15 protein-coding genes are annotated in these 15,562 nt (G+C 65.0%); 9 read left to right on the top strand and 6 right to left on the bottom strand.

Annotated features, from left to right (window positions below; all coding sequences use genetic code 11):
- Nucleotides 1–29: 29 nt before the first annotated feature.
- A complete protein-coding gene (ftsY, locus tag B9Z31_RS04755; RefSeq protein WP_100118733.1) occupies nt 30–1,067 on the bottom strand; it encodes a signal recognition particle-docking protein FtsY in 1,038 nt (345 codons plus the stop codon).
- Nucleotides 1,068–1,095: 28 nt separating this feature from the next.
- Between ftsY and B9Z31_RS04750 the strand changes: the two genes are divergently transcribed.
- Genes B9Z31_RS04750 through coaD form a run of 4 tightly spaced genes read left to right on the top strand, consistent with a single transcriptional unit; the run spans nt 1,096 to nt 5,214 of the window.
- The gene (locus tag B9Z31_RS04750) at nt 1,096–2,544 is read left to right on the top strand and encodes a pitrilysin family protein (RefSeq protein ID WP_100118431.1); all 1,449 of its coding nucleotides are present in this window, start codon (nt 1,096–1,098) and stop codon (nt 2,542–2,544) included.
- Nucleotides 2,545–2,589: 45 nt separating this feature from the next.
- Nucleotides 2,590–3,960 (top strand): pitrilysin family protein, encoded by a 1,371-nt coding sequence (locus tag B9Z31_RS04745; protein WP_100118430.1) that lies wholly within the window; start codon nt 2,590–2,592, stop codon nt 3,958–3,960.
- Nucleotides 3,961–3,988: 28 nt separating this feature from the next.
- Nucleotides 3,989–4,711 carry a 16S rRNA (guanine(966)-N(2))-methyltransferase RsmD gene (gene rsmD, locus B9Z31_RS04740; protein WP_100118429.1) on the top strand — a complete coding sequence of 241 codons (723 nt, stop codon included), beginning with the start codon at nt 3,989–3,991 and terminating at the stop codon, nt 4,709–4,711.
- Nucleotides 4,708–5,214: a pantetheine-phosphate adenylyltransferase gene (gene coaD, locus B9Z31_RS04735; RefSeq protein ID WP_100118428.1), complete on the top strand. Its 507-nt coding sequence runs from the start codon at nt 4,708–4,710 to the stop codon at nt 5,212–5,214. The genes rsmD and coaD overlap by 4 nt, the downstream gene beginning before the upstream one ends.
- A 513-nt stretch (nt 5,215–5,727) precedes the next feature.
- Here coaD and recJ read toward each other — a convergent pair.
- The 4 genes from recJ to B9Z31_RS04720 all read right to left on the bottom strand — a co-directional run bounded on the left by recJ (nt 5,728) and on the right by B9Z31_RS04720 (nt 9,311).
- A complete protein-coding gene (recJ, locus tag B9Z31_RS04730) occupies nt 5,728–7,437 on the bottom strand; it encodes a single-stranded-DNA-specific exonuclease RecJ (protein WP_100118427.1) in 1,710 nt (569 codons plus the stop codon).
- A gap of 7 nt (nt 7,438–7,444) precedes the next feature.
- Nucleotides 7,445–8,392: a hypothetical protein gene (locus tag B9Z31_RS04725; protein ID WP_100118426.1), complete on the bottom strand. Its 948-nt coding sequence runs from the start codon at nt 8,390–8,392 to the stop codon at nt 7,445–7,447.
- 68 nt (nt 8,393–8,460) lie between these two features.
- Nucleotides 8,461–8,601, bottom strand: coding sequence for a hypothetical protein (locus B9Z31_RS15470; protein WP_158235654.1), 141 nt, complete (start codon nt 8,599–8,601; stop codon nt 8,461–8,463).
- A 38-nt stretch (nt 8,602–8,639) separates the two neighbouring features.
- On the bottom strand, nt 8,640–9,311 hold the full coding sequence (locus B9Z31_RS04720) for a DUF2076 family protein (protein ID WP_100118425.1): 672 nt from the start codon (nt 9,309–9,311) through the stop codon (nt 8,640–8,642).
- A gap of 205 nt (nt 9,312–9,516) precedes the next feature.
- Here B9Z31_RS04720 and B9Z31_RS04715 point away from each other — a divergent pair, with 205 nt between their 5' ends.
- The 3 genes from B9Z31_RS04715 to B9Z31_RS04705 all read left to right on the top strand — a co-directional run bounded on the left by B9Z31_RS04715 (nt 9,517) and on the right by B9Z31_RS04705 (nt 12,547).
- Nucleotides 9,517–10,710, top strand: a complete 1,194-nt coding sequence (locus B9Z31_RS04715; protein ID WP_158235653.1) for an MFS transporter — start codon at nt 9,517–9,519, stop codon at nt 10,708–10,710.
- Between the two features lie 21 nt (nt 10,711–10,731).
- Nucleotides 10,732–11,199 (top strand): CoA-binding protein, encoded by a 468-nt coding sequence (locus tag B9Z31_RS04710; protein WP_100118423.1) that lies wholly within the window; start codon nt 10,732–10,734, stop codon nt 11,197–11,199.
- Between the two features lie 64 nt (nt 11,200–11,263).
- Nucleotides 11,264–12,547, top strand: a complete 1,284-nt coding sequence (locus B9Z31_RS04705; protein WP_100118422.1) for an O-acetylhomoserine aminocarboxypropyltransferase/cysteine synthase family protein — start codon at nt 11,264–11,266, stop codon at nt 12,545–12,547.
- A 55-nt stretch (nt 12,548–12,602) separates the two neighbouring features.
- Here B9Z31_RS04705 and B9Z31_RS04700 read toward each other — a convergent pair whose 3' ends face one another.
- Complete coding sequence (locus B9Z31_RS04700) at nt 12,603–13,445, bottom strand: phosphatase PAP2 family protein (RefSeq protein WP_100118421.1); 843 nt, start codon at nt 13,443–13,445, stop codon at nt 12,603–12,605.
- A 159-nt stretch (nt 13,446–13,604) separates the two neighbouring features.
- Between B9Z31_RS04700 and B9Z31_RS04695 the strand changes: the two genes are divergently transcribed.
- Together B9Z31_RS04695 and lolD are read left to right on the top strand one after the other, a co-directional pair.
- On the top strand, nt 13,605–14,873 hold the full coding sequence (locus tag B9Z31_RS04695) for a lipoprotein-releasing ABC transporter permease subunit (RefSeq protein ID WP_100118420.1): 1,269 nt from the start codon (nt 13,605–13,607) through the stop codon (nt 14,871–14,873).
- On the top strand, nt 14,866–15,561 hold the full coding sequence (gene lolD, locus B9Z31_RS04690) for a lipoprotein-releasing ABC transporter ATP-binding protein LolD (protein WP_100118419.1): 696 nt from the start codon (nt 14,866–14,868) through the stop codon (nt 15,559–15,561). The genes B9Z31_RS04695 and lolD overlap by 8 nt, the downstream gene beginning before the upstream one ends.
- Nucleotide 15,562: the final 1 nt, after the last annotated feature.

Genomic DNA, 15,562 nt, shown 5'->3' with positions numbered 1-15,562 from the left:
GCGCTTGGGAACGGGGAAGCTTTGCAGGCTCAGCTGAGCAGGGCTTGGGCAAACTCGCGGGCATCGAAGGTTTCCAGGTCTTCGAGCTTCTCGCCCACCCCAATGAAGTACACGGGGACCGGCTTTTCGCGGGCAATGGCGCACAGCACGCCGCCCTTGGCGGTGCCGTCCAGTTTGGTCACGATCAGGCCGGTCAGGCCCAGTGTGTCGTCAAACGCTTTGACCTGGGCCAAAGCGTTTTGTCCGGTGTTGCCATCGATGACCAGCAGCACCTCGTGCGGGGCAGTGCCATCGGCCTTTTGCACCACGCGCTTGATCTTTTTCAGCTCTTCCATCAGGTGGGTTTGCGTGGGCAGTCGGCCCGCCGTGTCCACCAACACCACGTCGCGCCCCCGGGCGCGGCCCGCGGTGACCGCGTCAAAACTGACGGCGGCCGGGTCGCCGCCTTGTTGGCTGACGATTTCCACCGTGTTGCGGTCGGCCCACACGGCGAGCTGCTCCTTGGCCGCTGCGCGAAAGGTGTCGGCTGCGGCCAAGAGCACGCTCAGGCCCTCGTCCGCTAGGTGTTTGGTCAGTTTGCCAATGGAGGTGGTTTTGCCCGCGCCGTTGACGCCTGCCACCATGATCACCGTGGGGTGGTGGTCGCCAATGGCCAAGGGTTTTTGCAGAGGGCGCAACAAATCGGTGATGGCGTCGGCCAGCAAGGTCTTGACCTGTGAGGGCTCGGTGGCCTTGGTGTCTTTGACGCGGCGCTTGAGGTCTTGCAGCAAATGCTCGGTGGCTTTGACGCCCGTATCGGCCATGAGCAACGCGGTTTCTAATTCTTCGTACAGCGCGTCGTCGATGCGGGTGCCCGTGAAGACGGTGGTGATGTTGGCGCCTGTTTTGCGCAGGCCGGTCTTCAGGCGGTCCAGCCATCCTTGGCGAGCGGCCGGTTCAGGCGTGGTGGCCGGGGCGGGTGCCGACGCGATCACACCTGGGGCAGGGGCCGATTCAGGCGAAGCCACAGGCGCGGCGGCGGATTGGACCTCTGGGGCGGGGGATTTTTTTCTGAAGAAACTGAACATGGCGTGGATTTCAAGGATCATGCATTCTATGAAACCGAACTTTCTCTTGGGACTTTCTTTGGCAACAGCCTTGTTGACCAGCAGCTTCAACGCCGCCGCGCAGGCCCCGCAAGGCCCGGCCAGCGCACAAGCCACGGCCAAGCCCCCAGCGGCCAGCGAGGCCCGGGTGCACACCTTCACCTTGGCCAACGGCATGGGTTTGTGGGTCAAGCCCGACCGCCGTGCCCCCACGGCGGTGCACATGGTGTGGCTGCGCGTGGGCGCCATGGACGAGGTGGACGGCACCAGCGGCGTGGCCCATGTGCTCGAGCACATGCTGTTCAAAGGCACGCCCACTCTGGCCGTGGGTGAATTTTCAAGGCGCGTGGCCGCTTTGGGCGGGCGCGAAAACGCCTTCACCGCCAAGGACTACACCGGCTACTACCAGCAGATTCCGTCGAATCAACTCGAAGCGGTGATGCGTCTGGAGTCGGACCGCTTTGCCAACAACCAATGGCCCGATGCCGAATTTGCCAAAGAGCTGGAGGTCGTGAAAGAAGAGCGCCGCCTGCGCACCGATGACAACCCCCGCGCCCAGTTGCACGAAATGCTCTCGGCCACCGCCTTGACCGCATCCCCGTACCGCCGTCCGATCGTTGGCTGGATGAGCGATCTGGAGGCCATGACGGCGCAAGACGCGCGCGACTTTTACCGCAAGTGGTACACCCCGGCCAATGCCGTGGTGGTGGTGGCGGGCGATGTGGACCCCTTGCAAGTCAAGGCACTGGCCGAGAAGTACTACGGCGCCATCCCGACCCGCGCCGTGCCTGAGCGCAAACCCCGGGAAGAGCCCGCGCAGCAAGGCCTGCGCCGCTTCGAATTCAAAGCGCCGGCCGAGCAGTCGTATGTCGCCCTGGCCTTCAAGGTGCCGCGCTTGGCCAGCCTTGCGGCTTCGCCTGAGCACGACGATGCCCTGGCCTTGACGGTGCTGGCCGCCGTGCTCGACGGCTACAGCGGCGCGCGCCTGGACCGGGCCCTGACCCAAGGTGAGAACCGGCTGGCCGACAGTGCCGGGGCCTACAACGGTCTGATGGGCCGAGGGCCGCAGTTCTTTTATCTGGAGGGCGTGCCCGCGCAAGGTCAAACACCGCAAGCGCTGGAAGCCGCTTTGCGGGCCCAGGTGCAGCGCGTGGCCACCGAAGGCGTGAACGAGGCCGAGTTGCAGCGTGTCAAAACCCAATGGGTGGCCAGCGAGATTTACAAGCTCGATTCGGTTTTCAACCAAGCACGCGAATTGGGTGTCGCCTGGACGCTGGGCTTGCCGCCGGACTACGGGGCTCAGCTGATCGCCCGGTTGCGGCAGGTCACACCCGCCCAGGTGCAGGCCGTGGCGCAAAAGTATTTTGGTGACGACAGCCTGACTGTGGCCACTTTGCTGCCCCAGCCTTTGTCGGGCCAGCCCCGGGCGCGTCGCGCCTTGCCCGGCGCCCGCCATTGAAGTGCTTGGCCGTTCAAGCGCCTTGTCAAGAAAGTTCAACACCCCATGTCTTTGTTTCCTTCATTGAACGCCCTGGCTTTGCGGCGACCGGCCCTGGCACTGGCCTGCTGGGCCGCTGCCAGTTGGGCCCACGCCTCTTTGCCCATCCAGCACTGGGTCCAGCCCAGCGGTGCCCGCGTGTACTTGGTCGAGAGCCACGCCATCCCCATGGTCGATGTGCAAATTGACATCGACGCGGGCAGCCGCCGTGACCCGGCCGCGCAGGCGGGCCTGGCCTCGGTCATGACTGGGCAACTGGCCAATGGCACGCGGGCCGAACCGCAAGGCCAAGGCCCTTACCCCAAGGCCATGGACGAAAACCAGATCGGTGAAGCTTGGGCCGACTTGGGCGCGAGTTTTGGGGCCAGTGCGGGCAGTGACCGCATGAGCTTTGGCCTGCGCAGCCTGAGTTACCCCGACTTGCTGGGTCAAGCCATGGCGCTGGCTGCGCGTCAAATGGCGCACCCGGCTTTCCCTGAAGCCATGTGGCTGCGCGACCGCGAACGCATCAGCGCCTCCATCCGCGAATCGCTGACCAAGCCCGGCACGTTGGTGCAGCAGCGCTTTGCCCAGGCCGTGTATGGCACCCACCCCTATGGGCAACGCGCCACGCCCGAGACCCTTGCGCGCATCGGTGTACAAGACCTGAAAAACCTGCATGCCCAGGCCCTGCGCGCTTGCCGCGCCACGGTGAGCGTGGTGGGGGCTTTGACCCGGGCGCAGGCCGACGCCTTGGTGCAAGGCCTGCTGGCCCAGTGGCCCCGGGAGTCGGGCTGCCCCAGCTTGCCGCCCGTGCCCGAAGTGGCCCCTTTGGCCGCCGCGCAGACCTTGAACTTGCCCTTTGACTCGGCCCAGGCCCATGTGCTGATCGGGCAGCCCGGCTACAAGCGCACCGACCCTGACTTTTTTGCCTTGCTGGTGGGCAACCACATCTTGGGCGGTGGCGGTTTTGTCTCGCGCCTGACGGAGCAGGTGCGCGAAAAAAGGGGCCTGAGCTACAGCGTCTACAGCGCTTTTGCACCGGGCCTGCACGCCGGGGCCTTCACGGTGGGGCTGCAAACCCGACCTGACCAAGCCACACAAGCCGTGGCCGTGGCTCAAGAGGTGGTGCACAGTTTTGTGCGCCAGGGCCCGACCGAGGCCGAGCTGCAAGCGGCCAAGTCCAACCTGGTGGGCGGTTTTGCGCTGCGCATCGACAGCAACCGCAAGCTGCTGGACAACGTGGCCAACATCGCTTGGAACCGGCTGCCGCTGGACTATCTGAGCAGCTGGACGCGTCACATCGAGCGCGTCAGCGCGGCCGATGTGCAGCGCGCCATGGCCCGGGTGCTGCAGCCTGAGCGCATGGTCACGGTGGTGGTGGGTGGCCAGCCCTGAGCGGCCAGGACCTTTACACTCGCAAGCTATGTCCTCCGCCTCATCCAAACGACCCCCGCTGACCGGTGCAGCCCGCCATGCTGCGGCCAAAAAGCCCCAGAACCCGGTGCCCAAGGGGCCGCCTTCGAACGAGGTGCGCATCATCGGCGGTCAGTGGCGGCGCACGCGGCTGAAGGTGCTGGACAAGCCGGGCTTGCGGCCCACGCCCGACCGGGTGCGTGAGACACTGTTCAATTGGCTGGGCCAGGACCTGAGCGGCTGGCGCTGCGCAGATGCGTTTGCGGGCACAGGTGTGCTGGGCCTAGAGGCCGCATCGCGCGGTGCGGCCCATGTGCTCATGGTCGAGCAAGACGCCGTGCTGGTGCGCGATTTGCAAGACAACGCCACCCGCCTCAAAGCCAGCATGGTCAGTGTGCAGCGCGGCGATGGCGTGGCCGCATTGCTGCGCCTGCCGTCTGGCAGTGTGGACTTGGTCTTCCTCGACCCGCCCTTTGACGGCCCTTGGTTCGAACCTGCCCTGAAAGCGGCCACCCGGGCAGTGCCTGTAGGCGGCTGGATTTACCTGGAAGCGCCGGTGGCCTGGCCTGCCGATGCGCTGGGGGCTTTGGGGCTGCAGTGCGAGCGCCACCTCAAAGCCGGTGCCGTGCATGCGCATTTGTTGCAACGCACCGGCCTCGCGTCTGCGCCCGAGTCTGTGCCCAACCCGACTGTCACATTGACTGCCATCCCTGCTGAAGGAGACACGCCATGAGCCGATCTGCCCACACCGCTGTGACCGCTGTTTACTCCGGCACCTTTGACCCACTGACCTTGGGACATGAAGACGCCATCCGCCGCGCCGCGCAGATGTTTGACCAGGTCATCATCGCCGTGGCCCGGGCGCACCACAAGAACACCCTGTTCACCTTGGACGAGCGGCTGGCGCTGGCCCAAGCGGCCTTGGCCGATTGCCCCAATGTGAAGGCGCTGCCTTTTGACGGATTGATCGTGGAATTTGTGCGTGCGCAAAACGCCCAGGTCATCGTGCGCGGCTTGCGCTCGGTGACCGATTACGACTACGAAACCCAGATGTCGGGCATGAACCGACACCTGGCCCCGGAAATCGACACCGTGTTTTTGCACACCAGCGCGGACGTGCAACACATCAGCAGCACCCTGGTGCGTGAAATTGCCAAGCTCGGCGGTGATGTGTCGGGCTTGGTCTCGACGCCCGTGCTCAACGCCTTGCAAGCCAAGGTCGCCACCAAGCACTGAAGCCCTCTGGCACCAAGCACCTTGGATTTGAGTGGGAGCGAGCCCCTGCTCGCGAAGGGATGGCCTGGGCTGCCAAGTGCATTCGGCCGCAGGGGCGGCCTCCCACCCAGAGCGGGTCTTCGCCACGAAAGCCAGCTGAGGCGGTATCCATGTGGGAGCGAGCCACTTCTTGCGCCAAGCATCTCGGATTTCTGTGGGAGCGAGCCCCTGCTCGCGAAAGGTCGCCAAAAGCCAAGCCGCCATTCGGCCGCAGGGGCGGCCTCCTACAAAGAGCGGGTCTTCGCCACGAAAGCCAGCTGAGGTGGTGTCCATGTGGGAGCGAGCCCCTGCTCGCGAAAGGTCGCCAAAAGCCAAGCCGCCATTCGGCCGCAGGGGCGGCCTCCTACAAAGAGGGCCGCAGCGCCCAGCGATCAAAGTTCAGCGCCCAGCCTCAAATTTCAGCGCCCAGCCTCAAATTTCAGTGCCCAGCGATCAAAGTTCAGCGTTAAGCCACCAAAGCGCAGCGCCCAGCCGTCAAAGCTCAGCGCCTTCCACCAAAAAGCGCACCCGCTTTTGGCCTTGCCACTCGTCGGCGTCGAGCCGGTAGGCCAGTTTGACGCGTGCGGGCAAAGGCTCGGTTCGGCCAAACCAGATCCCGTCGACTGGCTGACCTTGGTGTTTCATTTTGAGGGCCAGGTGTTTTTCTCCCACCAGGCGCTGCGACACCACCTCGATCTCTTCGCAAAACACGGGCGGCGCAAAGCCTTGGCCCCAGACCTCGTGGTGCAGCATGTCCACCAGGTCGACGCGGCGGTATTCGGCAGGCAGGGGTCCATCGGTGTCCAGGCGGCGTTGCAGGGTGGCGGCGTCCAGCCATTCCAGGGCCACCTGGTTCAGCGTTTCTTCAAACACATCCAGGTGCTCTTCGGCGATCGTGCAGCCCGCCGCCATGGCGTGGCCGCCAAAGCGCAGCAGCACGCCCGGGGCGCGTTTGGCCACCAAGTCGAGCGCGTCGCGCAAATGAAAGCCTGCAATCGAGCGGCCCGAGCCCTTGAGTTCGTGCTCTTTGCCCGGCGCGCTGCTGGCCGCAAACACAAAAGTGGGGCGGTGCAGTTTGTCTTTGATGCGCGAGGCCACGATGCCCACCACGCCCTCGTGAAAATCCGGGTCGAACACGCAAATGGCGGGCGGCGGCTCGTCGCCCTCGTCAAACAAGGACTCGGCCATCTCCATCGCCATCTCGCGCATGTCACCCTCGATCACGCGGCGTTCGCGGTTGATGGCGTCCAGCTGCCGGGCCAGCTCGTCGGCGCGGCCTGCGTCGTCGGTCAGCAGGCACTCGATGCCCAGCGTCATGTCCGCCAAGCGGCCTGCGGCGTTGATGCGCGGGCCCAAAGCGAAGCCAAAGTCAAAGGTGGTGGCTTTGGCGGTTTCGCGGCTGGCTGCACGCATGAGCGCCGACATGCCGGGCGGCAGAGCGCCTGCCCGCACGCGGCGCAGCCCTTGCGCCACCAAGCGGCGGTTGTTGGCATCCAACTTGACCACGTCGGCCACGGTGCCCAAAGCGACCAGCGGCAGCAGCGCGTCGAGCCTCGGCTGATGGCTGGCGTCAAACACCCCCCGCTGGCGCAGCTCGGCGCGCAGGGCCAGCAGCACATAAAACATCACGCCCACGCCGGCGATGGATTTGCTGGCGAAGCTGCAGCCGGGCTGGTTGGGGTTGACGATCACTTCGGCGCTGGGCAGTTCGCTGCCTGGCAGGTGGTGGTCGGTCACCAGCACCTGCAGGCCCAAGGCTTGAGCCGCTTGCACGCCCGCCACGCTGGCGATGCCGTTGTCCACGGTGATCAGCACATCGGCCCCTTGCGCGTGCACCCGCTCGGCAATCGGTGGGGTCAGGCCATAGCCGTCAACCACTCGGTCGGGCACCAAGTAGCTGACGTTTTGCGCCCCCAGCATGCGCAGGCCACGCACGCCCACGGCACAAGCGGTCGCGCCGTCGCAGTCGTAATCGGCCACGATGCACAGGCGCTTGTTTTGCGCCATGGCATCCGCGAGCAGCTTGGCCGCTTCTGGCGTGCCCAACATGCCGGCCGGCGGCAACAACAGGCCCAGCGCATCGTCCAGTTCGTCTTTGGACTGAACGCCGCGGGCGGCATACAGGCGGGCCAGCAGCGGGTGGATGCCCGCTTGTTCCAGCGCCCAGGCGCTGCGGGGGGGCACATCTCGGGTGAGCAAATTCATGGGGCGATCAGAGGGTGATGAGGGCTTGAAGAGCCGCTGCAGGAGAAGGTTTTTTGAACAGCCGGGTGATGCTGTGGTGCCAGGCGGCCGGTGCAGCGGTGTAGGTGTGGGCCGTGTGCTCACTGCACAGGCTGAGCTGGCCTTGGCCTGTGGCTTGGACGTGGTGCAGCAGCTCGGCCACGGCCGTGGCATCGAGTTGTTGCCAAGCCTGGCACCAAGCCTGCTCGCTGCCGTGCAGGGCGCTGGACCGCAAGTCGGTGGCCAGGGTGACGGACTGCGCCGTGACCGCGTTGCCCTCGGGCAGCAGCCCTGCGCCATGCAGCCAAAAGGCGTTCACGGTGTGCTGCCTGCGGGCGTCGCGGGCGTCGTTGACCGGGTGGTTGTAGAGCAGCATCTGCATCTCGCTTTGCAGGCGTTGCAGCGGCCGGGCCGCAGGCTGCTCCGGCATCCAGTCTTTCACGTTTTGGCCGATCACCCGGTCGAGCGATGCGGTGCTCAGTTCGGACAGCAATGCGCCTTGGGCATGCCAGAGCAAGGCGCTGTGCCACGTCACTTGCAAGCCGTCTTCTTGCAAAAAGGGTTGCATGGCTTGCAGCAGTTGCTGCGACTCCTCGTCTGAGAGGTGCAAATGCGCGGGGTCGGCCATCACCACCTGGTCCATGCCGACTTGCCAGTGGCAGGGCGTCATCCAGGCTTGGGGGGCGGTGCTGTGCAAGCCTTGTTGCGCTTGGTGCCAAGCGGCCCAGGGCAAGGTTTGGGCATCCAAAGGCCAGCCCAAGGCTTGGGCTTGCAGGCGTTCATGCGGCAGGTGCAGTGCAGTGCCCTCGGGCGCTGGCAAGGCCTGCTGTCGCTTCATCAGGCCGAGCAGCGCTTGCAAATGGGGCCATTGCAAACGGGCCCACATTTCGGGGTCGTTCAGGGTGTGGCTGGCTGCGTAAGGAATGATCAGGTGCATGGGCCAGCATTGTCGCAGGCCCCCCAATGACCTTGCTCGGCCGCAAGGGGTGAGCTTGAGGCGCCGTTTCAGGCGGCGTTCATGCCGTAGATCACCGCCAAGGCGATGGCAAAAATCACCGCCCAAATGGCGCGGTTGTTTTTTTCGATGAATTTGAGCACCACGTCCTCCAGGCTTTTGGAGGTGTGCGGGGGGCGATGGGGTTCCATTTGCGTCTTCCGGTGAGGGGGGCTTGCCATGTGGGGGATCAAGCCCAGTCTTCGCCTGTGTCCCAAGCGCTGTCGTCGATCGCATCGTCTGCCAAAGCCTGCGGGTTCACCAGGCCGGGCAGCGTGTCATCTGGGGCCTCGCCCAGAGGGGACGCGGCGTTGGACTCGGGCGTGGGTTTGGGGCCGCCCATGAGGCTTTGCACCCCCTGAAACAACAAACCGCCGGCCACGACGCCCGCTGCGGTGGTTGCCATTTGGGCCATCATGCCGCCGCCCCAAGCGCTCGCGGGGGCTGGGGCAGGCATGGCCGCTGTCCGTGCCGCCACAGGCGCAGGGCTGGTGAAGCGGGCTGTGGCGCTTGGCAAGGGCTGTGGCGGTGCGTCTGCCCCTCGGCCCCAGGCCTGTGCGCCAGACATCCATGAGCCGTTGGCTGGCGCTGCAGTGGCTGCAGTGGTCGGGGGGCTTTGCAGCTGGGCCAATTGGTCCAACTGCTGAGCGCATTGGGCCTCCAGTTGCGCCATGCGGCTTTGGGCCGCATCGAGCGCCAAGCCCAAGCCCATGGCCCGCTGCACCAGCAAATAGGGGGCATCGGCTTGCGAACGGACTGCTTCGCGGATCAGCGCGTCTGCCGTGCTGTCTTTCGGGTCAGCACGGGTCTGGCGCAAAGCGCTCAAAAATTGCTGCAATTGGTCACGTTCGGTGGCGTTCATGGGAGAGCCTTTGTGGCAGTGGTGGGTTCATTATGGGTAAACACAATGGGCCGGGTGCAGGGCGGATTTGAATCCGCTGATTCACGAGGGTTGGCCTGGGTTCGGGTGGCCGCGCCCCTGAACGCCAAGGGCCGACAAGCCCAGGACCCGGGCGCAGGGCTTCAAAGGCACAATGAGATCCCTGACAAAAAGAACCGGAGACGCGATGAAAGAGACCCCTGACGCATGGGTGGTGGTGTGGGCCACCTTTGTGTGCCTGGCGCTGATCTTTGGCGTGTCCTATTCGTTTGCGGCATTTTTCGAGTCGTTTGCGACCGAATTCTCAGCGCAGCGGGCCGATGTGTCCTGGATCTTCGGCCTTTCGGGTTTTGTTTATTTTGTGCTGGGTGCGGGCGGCGGCATGCTGGCCGACCGCTGGGGTCCGCGCATCGTCTGCTCGGCGGGCATGGCGCTCATCGCCCTGGGCCTGCTGGCCACCAGCTGGGCGAGCTCCTTGCTGGCGGTGTACCTGAGCTACGGCTTGCTGGTGGGGCTGGGCATCGCCTTGGTGTACACCCCCTCCATTGCCAGCGTGCAGCCCTGGTTCAGCACCCGCCGGGGACTGGCGGGGGGCATCGCCAGTTCGGGCGTGGGCGCAGGCACCTTGCTGGTGCCGGTGCTGGTGGCCATGGCGATTGGCGCCATGCCTTGGCGTGAGGCCATGCAGTGGCTGGCCTTGGGTGTGTTGGTGCTGGGCTTGATGGCGGCCGCCTTGCTGCGCCGCGCCCCTGCGGCAGCCGCCACCGGTGCAAGCCCTGCTGGGGGCTCGGCTTCAGGCCACACCTTGCGCGAGACCTTGCGCAGCCCGACTTTTCGCTGGCTCTATTTGGCAACTGTCCTGGCCTCTCCTGTGATGTTCATCCCCTTTGCCCATGTGTCGGCCTCGGCACGCGATTTGGGTCTGGGCGAAGCCTTTGCCGTGGGGCTGGTGGGCCTGATTGGCGTGGGCAGTCTGGTTGGGCGCTTTGCCATTGGCTTGTTGGCCGATCGTTTGGGCCGGGCGCAGACCTTGGTGCTGATGCAGCTGTCCATGGGGGCGTCTTATGTGCTTTGGGGCGCCGCGGGCGGGCAGGGGCTGCTGGTGGTGTTTGCGCTGTGGTTTGGCCTGAGTTATGGCGCCATCGTCTCGCTCTTGCCCGCCATTTGCATGGATTACTTTGGCGGCCGCTCGGTGGCCAGTGTGGTGGGCACGCTCTACAGCGGGGCAGCCTTGGGGAATTTGCTGGGCCCGGTGCTGGCCGGGGCGGCATTTGACCTGAGCGGGCATTACGGGGGCGTGATGGCGGTGTGCGGCTTGCTGTCGCTCTTGGCCACCTGGGCATCACGGAAAATGAAACGCTGCGGCCAAGCGCGTTACTGATTTGGGAGAAAGAGGCACCTCATGCACAACGATTTGCACGCGCTGCGGCGCATCCTCAAAAGCTGCCGCACCATCGCCGTGGTGGGGCTGTCGGCCGAGTGGCACCGGCCGAGCTATTTCGCCGCCAAGTACATGCAGTCGCACGGTTTCCAGATCGTGCCGGTCAACCCGCGTTACGCGGGGCAAGCGATTTTGGGCGAAGCCTGTTTCGCCAGCCTGGGCGACATCCCCTTCCAGGTGGACATGGTGGATGTGTTTCGCCGCGCCGAAGACGTGCTGCCCATTGCCGAGCAGGCCATACAGATCGGCGCCCAATGTCTCTGGCAGCAACTGGGCGTGGCCAACCCCGAGGCCGACGCTCTGGCTCGGCAGGCCGGGATGGATTCGGTGCACAACCGCTGCGTCAAGATCGAGCACGCCCGGCTGTTCGGTGGCCTGAACTGGGTGGGCGTGAACACGGGCATCATTTCTGCGCGGCGGCTGGTGTGAAACCAGCCCTCGCCCACGCGGGTGGGCGCCTCCACATTCAAGCCAACTTTCTCGACCGAACACCATGACCGACCGCCAATTCCACCCCGAGACCCTGGCCATTCACGCGGGGCAAATCCCCGATGCGGCCACCGGCGCCCGCGCGCTGCCGATTTACCAAACCAGCAGCTTTGTGTTTGACAGCGCCGAGCATGCGGCGTCCCTGTTCAACCTGCAGACCTTTGGCAATGTCTATTCGCGCCTGAGCAACCCCACGGTGGCGGTGCTCGAAGAGCGTGTGGCCGCGCTCGAGGGCGGGCGCGCTGCCGTGGCCAGTGCCTCGGGCATGGCGGCTGAAACCATGGCGCTGATGACCATCCTCCAGTCGGGTGACCATGTGGTGGCGGCCGGGGCTTTGTACGGCGGCTCGGTCACCCTGCTGGCCGTGAGCTTGGCCAAGTTCGGCATCGACACCACGTTTGTCGACGCGACACGGCCCGAGGCCTTTGCCGCGGCCATGCGCCCCAACACCCGGGCGGTGTATGCCGAGAGCCTGGGCAACCCGAGCATGGTGGTGCTGGACATCGCCGCTGTGGCCGAGGTCGCCCATGCGCACGGCGTGCCGCTCATCATCGACAACACCGTGCCCAGCCCGCTGCTGTGCAACCCGCTGGCGCTGGGCGCCGACATCGTGGTGCATTCGGCCACCAAATATTTGGCGGGCCACGGCACCACCTTGGGCGGGGTGGTGGTGGAGGGGGGCCAATTCCCTTGGGACAATGGCAAGTTCCCCGGTATGACCGAGCCCTCGCAGGGCTACCACGGCGTGAAGTTTTACGAGACTTTTGGCGACTTTGGCTTTTCCATGCGCTGCCGCATGGAGAGCCTGCGCGTCTTTGGCGCATCGCTCAGCCCCATGAGCGCGTGGCAAATTCTGCAAGGCGTCGAGACGCTGCCCCTGCGCATGCACAAGCACTGCGACAACGCTTTGGGTGTGGCCAAGTTTTTGCAAGCCGACCCGCGCGTGGCCTGGGTCAACTACCCCGGCCTGAGTGAGCACCCGCAGCACGCCCTGATGCAGCGCCAGATGCGCGGCGCCTCGGGCCTGCTGTCGTTCGGCGTGAAAGGCGGCTTGGCGCAGGGCGTGACCTTCATCGAGTCGGCCCAGTTCATGAGCCACTTGGTCAACATTGGCGACACGCGCACCCTGATCAGCCACCCCGCCAGCACCACGCACCGGCAGCTCGACGAGGCCCAGCAACTGGCCGCTGGCGTGCCGCCCGACATGGTGCGCATCTCGGTCGGCCTTGAGAACCTGGACGACATCCTGTGGGACATCGACCAGGCACTGGACAAGGCCAGCCGCTGAAAGGCCATGTGGGGGGCTCAGAGCGATGCCCCTGAGGACAAATCCGCCTGGCTTCTCAGCGCTTGAGGGCGGCAGCTTCGGCTGCGCAATCCTGGCGGTCTGATTTCAGGCCTTTGGCCCGGGCGGCAGCAATTTCACCCTTGGCCAGTTGGGCTTGGGCTTGGAACACCGGGTCGGCTTGCAGCCGAGCCACAGCGGCTGCGCCCACCACGCGCCCGGCTTCCAGGTCGCTTTGCCAGTGCACGCCACACACCATCCGGCTGTCGCCAAAGGCATGGGCGCGTTGCAGCAGGGCATCAGCTTTGTCGGGTGCCACGCTGGTCAGAATCAAGCCCCAGGCCCAGCCCAGGGCCGCGTGGCCCGAGGGGTAGGCGCCGTCCTTGGACAAATGGGCTTCTTCTTGGGGAGAGCAGGTGGTGCCACCGAGCTCGGCAAAAGGCCGCTTGCGCTGGTAATGGTCTTTGGCTTTGTAAGTGGCCAAGCCCGCGTCGATCAGGCTGCGGCGAAGCAGCATGTTCAGGTGGGGCGTCGCCTCTTGCGAGATGGGCATGTCCAGGGCGCACGAGAACACCCCGGCCGCTTCAGGAAACTTCAGGTTCACGTCCTTGTAGGCCAGATCCCAGCGCGGCGTGTTGCGCAGGGCGCGGGTTTGCTGGTGCCACTGCACATCGGCCGCATGGCGGGCTGAGCCTGCGGCGGGCGGCGGTGGCACCAGGGCCAGGCTGTCGGGCAGGACCTTGCGGTCCAGATAGCCGTTCAGATAGCCCGTGCCCTTGCGGAATTCACCCACCACTTCGGGTGAAGTCGGTGGCTCCGGCGTTTTGACGGGCGCTGTCTGGCAAGCACTCAGCAACACGGCTGCTGTCAAGGTGATGGAAGCGGTGACACGGGTTTTCATGCTCTCTCCAAGCGGGTCTTTGAATCTGACAAGGCTCTATTTCAGCGCCCCTGAAACCTTCATGCCGTCTCGGCGGTGACTTTTGAAATCCAACACCCTGGGCCACCCAGTTGGGCCGAGTGCTTCCCGGCTTTGGTCAATTGGTCACAATAGCGACCTATGTCTTTTTTCAAAAACATCCCCTATGAGTTGTTGTTGGGCTGGCGCTACACGCGTGCAGGCCGTGCAACTCGGCGCAACGGCTTCATTTCTTTCATTTCTGGGGTGTCCATGATGGGCATTGGCCTGGGCGTGGCGGCACTCATCATCGTGCTGAGCGTGATGAATGGCTTCCAAAAAGAGGTGCGTGACCGCATGTTGGGTGTGGTGTCGCACATTGAGGTGTACGCCGCCGATGGCGCAGCCGTGGCCGACTTGCCCGCACTGCTGACTCGATTGAAAGCCCATCCCCAGGTGCTGGGGGCGGCGCCCTTCATCACCGCGCAAGCCTTGTTGGCCCGCGGCGAGGACATGAAGGGCGTGCTGGTGCGCGGCATCGATCCAGCGCTGGAGCCCGAGGTCAGCGACCTGTCGAGTGACACGCAAGCCGGTGTGTTGATGCGTTTGCAAGCCGGCGAATTCAAATTGGTGTTGGGCCGCGATCTGGCCTACAACCTGGGTGTGCAGTCCGGCGACCCCGTGACACTGGTGTCGCCATCGGGCCAGGTGACCCCTGCGGGTGTGGTGCCGCGCATGAAGCAGATGGCCGTGGTGGGCACGTTTTCTTCGGGGCATTATGAATACGACTCGGCGCTGGCCCTCATGCACGTCGACGACGCGGCCCGCATGTTCCGACTCGAAGGCCCCAGCGGCGTGCGCCTCAAGTTGCGCGACCTGCACCAGGCCAGAGAGGTGGCGCGGGATCTGCAGCTCAACTTGGGCCCCGGCTTTTTTGTGCGCGACTGGACGCAGCAAAACAAGACCTGGTTTGCCGCCGTGCAAGTCGAAAAACGCATGATGTTCATCATCCTCACCCTCATCGTGGCGGTGGCCGCTTTCAATTTGGTCAGCACGCTGGTGATGACCGTGACCGACAAACGCGCCGACATCGCGATCTTGCGCACGCTGGGGGCCAGCCCACGCAGCATCATGGGCATTTTTGTGGTGCAGGGCGCCACTGTGGGCGTGATCGGCACCCTGAGCGGATTGGGGCTGGGGCTGCTGGTGGCCTTCAACATCGATGTGATCGTGCCCGCGCTGGAGACGCTGTTCAACGCCAGCTTTTTGCCGCGCGACATCTACCTGATCAGCCGCATGCCCAGCGAGCCGCTGGCCAGCGACATCCTGCCTGTGGCCATCATTTCTTTGGCGCTGGCTTTTGTGGCCACGCTTTACCCCAGCTGGCGCGCCAGCCAGGTCAACCCGGCGGAGGCCTTGCGCTATGAATGACACGACAAAACCCGTGGTGCTTCTGGCGCAGGGGCTGACCAAGCGTTTCACCGAAGGGCGCTTGGATGTGACGGTGCTGCAAGGCGTCGATCTGACGGTGTACGCGGGCGAAACGTTGGCCATCGTGGGGGCCTCTGGCTCGGGCAAAAGCACTTTGCTGCATCTGCTGGGCGGCCTGGACGCCCCCAGCCAAGGTTCGGTGCAATTGAAGGGCCAGTTGCTGTCTGCCCTGAGCGCGGCCGAGCAAGGCCAGTGGCGCAACCGTTACCTGGGCTTTGTCTACCAGTTCCACCACTTGCTGCCCGAGTTCAGTGCCTTGGACAACGTGGCCATGCCGCTGTGGATTCGCCGCCAAGACCGCGCCGAAGCGGCTGCCGTGGCCCGTGGGTGGTTGCAGCGCGTGGGGCTGGGCGAGCGCCTGCACCACAGGCCGTCTGAGTTGTCGGGTGGCGAGCGCCAGCGTGTGGCGCTGGCCCGTGCATTGGTCAACGACCCGGCCTGCGTGCTGGCCGATGAGCCCACCGGCAACCTGGACCGCGAAACGGCCGACGGCGTGTTTGCCTTGATGCTGCAACTGGCCCGCGAGCGCGGCACCGCCTTTGTGGTGGTCACGCACGACCAAGCTTTGGCCGCCCGCTGCGACCGGCAGCTGCACCTCGTCAAGGGCGTGCTGCAAGCGCCGGTTTGAT

The sequence above is a fragment of the Limnohabitans sp. G3-2 genome (assembly GCF_002778275.1).
In the GTDB taxonomy this organism is placed as follows: Bacteria; Pseudomonadota; Gammaproteobacteria; order Burkholderiales; family Burkholderiaceae_C; genus Limnohabitans_A.
Note: the sequence above shows the minus strand (reverse complement) of the source record. Positions and strands in the feature narration are given on the sequence as shown.

What these genes read in the sequence shown, in the direction of transcription:
- ftsY (WP_100118733.1), bottom strand. Translation starts at nt 1,067, where the DNA reads ATGTTCAGTTTCTTCAGAAAAAAATCCCCCGCCCCAGAGGTCCAATCC.
- B9Z31_RS04750 (WP_100118431.1), top strand. Translation starts at nt 1,096, where the DNA reads ATGAAACCGAACTTTCTCTTGGGACTTTCTTTGGCAACAGCCTTGTTG.
- B9Z31_RS04745 (WP_100118430.1), top strand. Translation starts at nt 2,590, where the DNA reads ATGTCTTTGTTTCCTTCATTGAACGCCCTGGCTTTGCGGCGACCGGCC.
- rsmD (WP_100118429.1), top strand. Translation starts at nt 3,989, where the DNA reads ATGTCCTCCGCCTCATCCAAACGACCCCCGCTGACCGGTGCAGCCCGC.
- coaD (WP_100118428.1), top strand. Translation starts at nt 4,708, where the DNA reads ATGAGCCGATCTGCCCACACCGCTGTGACCGCTGTTTACTCCGGCACC.
- recJ (WP_100118427.1), bottom strand. Translation starts at nt 7,437, where the DNA reads ATGAATTTGCTCACCCGAGATGTGCCCCCCCGCAGCGCCTGGGCGCTG.
- B9Z31_RS04725 (WP_100118426.1), bottom strand. Translation starts at nt 8,392, where the DNA reads ATGCACCTGATCATTCCTTACGCAGCCAGCCACACCCTGAACGACCCC.
- B9Z31_RS15470 (WP_158235654.1), bottom strand. Translation starts at nt 8,601, where the DNA reads ATGGAACCCCATCGCCCCCCGCACACCTCCAAAAGCCTGGAGGACGTG.
- B9Z31_RS04720 (WP_100118425.1), bottom strand. Translation starts at nt 9,311, where the DNA reads ATGAACGCCACCGAACGTGACCAATTGCAGCAATTTTTGAGCGCTTTG.
- B9Z31_RS04715 (WP_158235653.1), top strand. Translation starts at nt 9,517, where the DNA reads ATGAAAGAGACCCCTGACGCATGGGTGGTGGTGTGGGCCACCTTTGTG.
- B9Z31_RS04710 (WP_100118423.1), top strand. Translation starts at nt 10,732, where the DNA reads ATGCACAACGATTTGCACGCGCTGCGGCGCATCCTCAAAAGCTGCCGC.
- B9Z31_RS04705 (WP_100118422.1), top strand. Translation starts at nt 11,264, where the DNA reads ATGACCGACCGCCAATTCCACCCCGAGACCCTGGCCATTCACGCGGGG.
- B9Z31_RS04700 (WP_100118421.1), bottom strand. Translation starts at nt 13,445, where the DNA reads ATGAAAACCCGTGTCACCGCTTCCATCACCTTGACAGCAGCCGTGTTG.
- B9Z31_RS04695 (WP_100118420.1), top strand. Translation starts at nt 13,605, where the DNA reads ATGTCTTTTTTCAAAAACATCCCCTATGAGTTGTTGTTGGGCTGGCGC.
- lolD (WP_100118419.1), top strand. Translation starts at nt 14,866, where the DNA reads ATGAATGACACGACAAAACCCGTGGTGCTTCTGGCGCAGGGGCTGACC.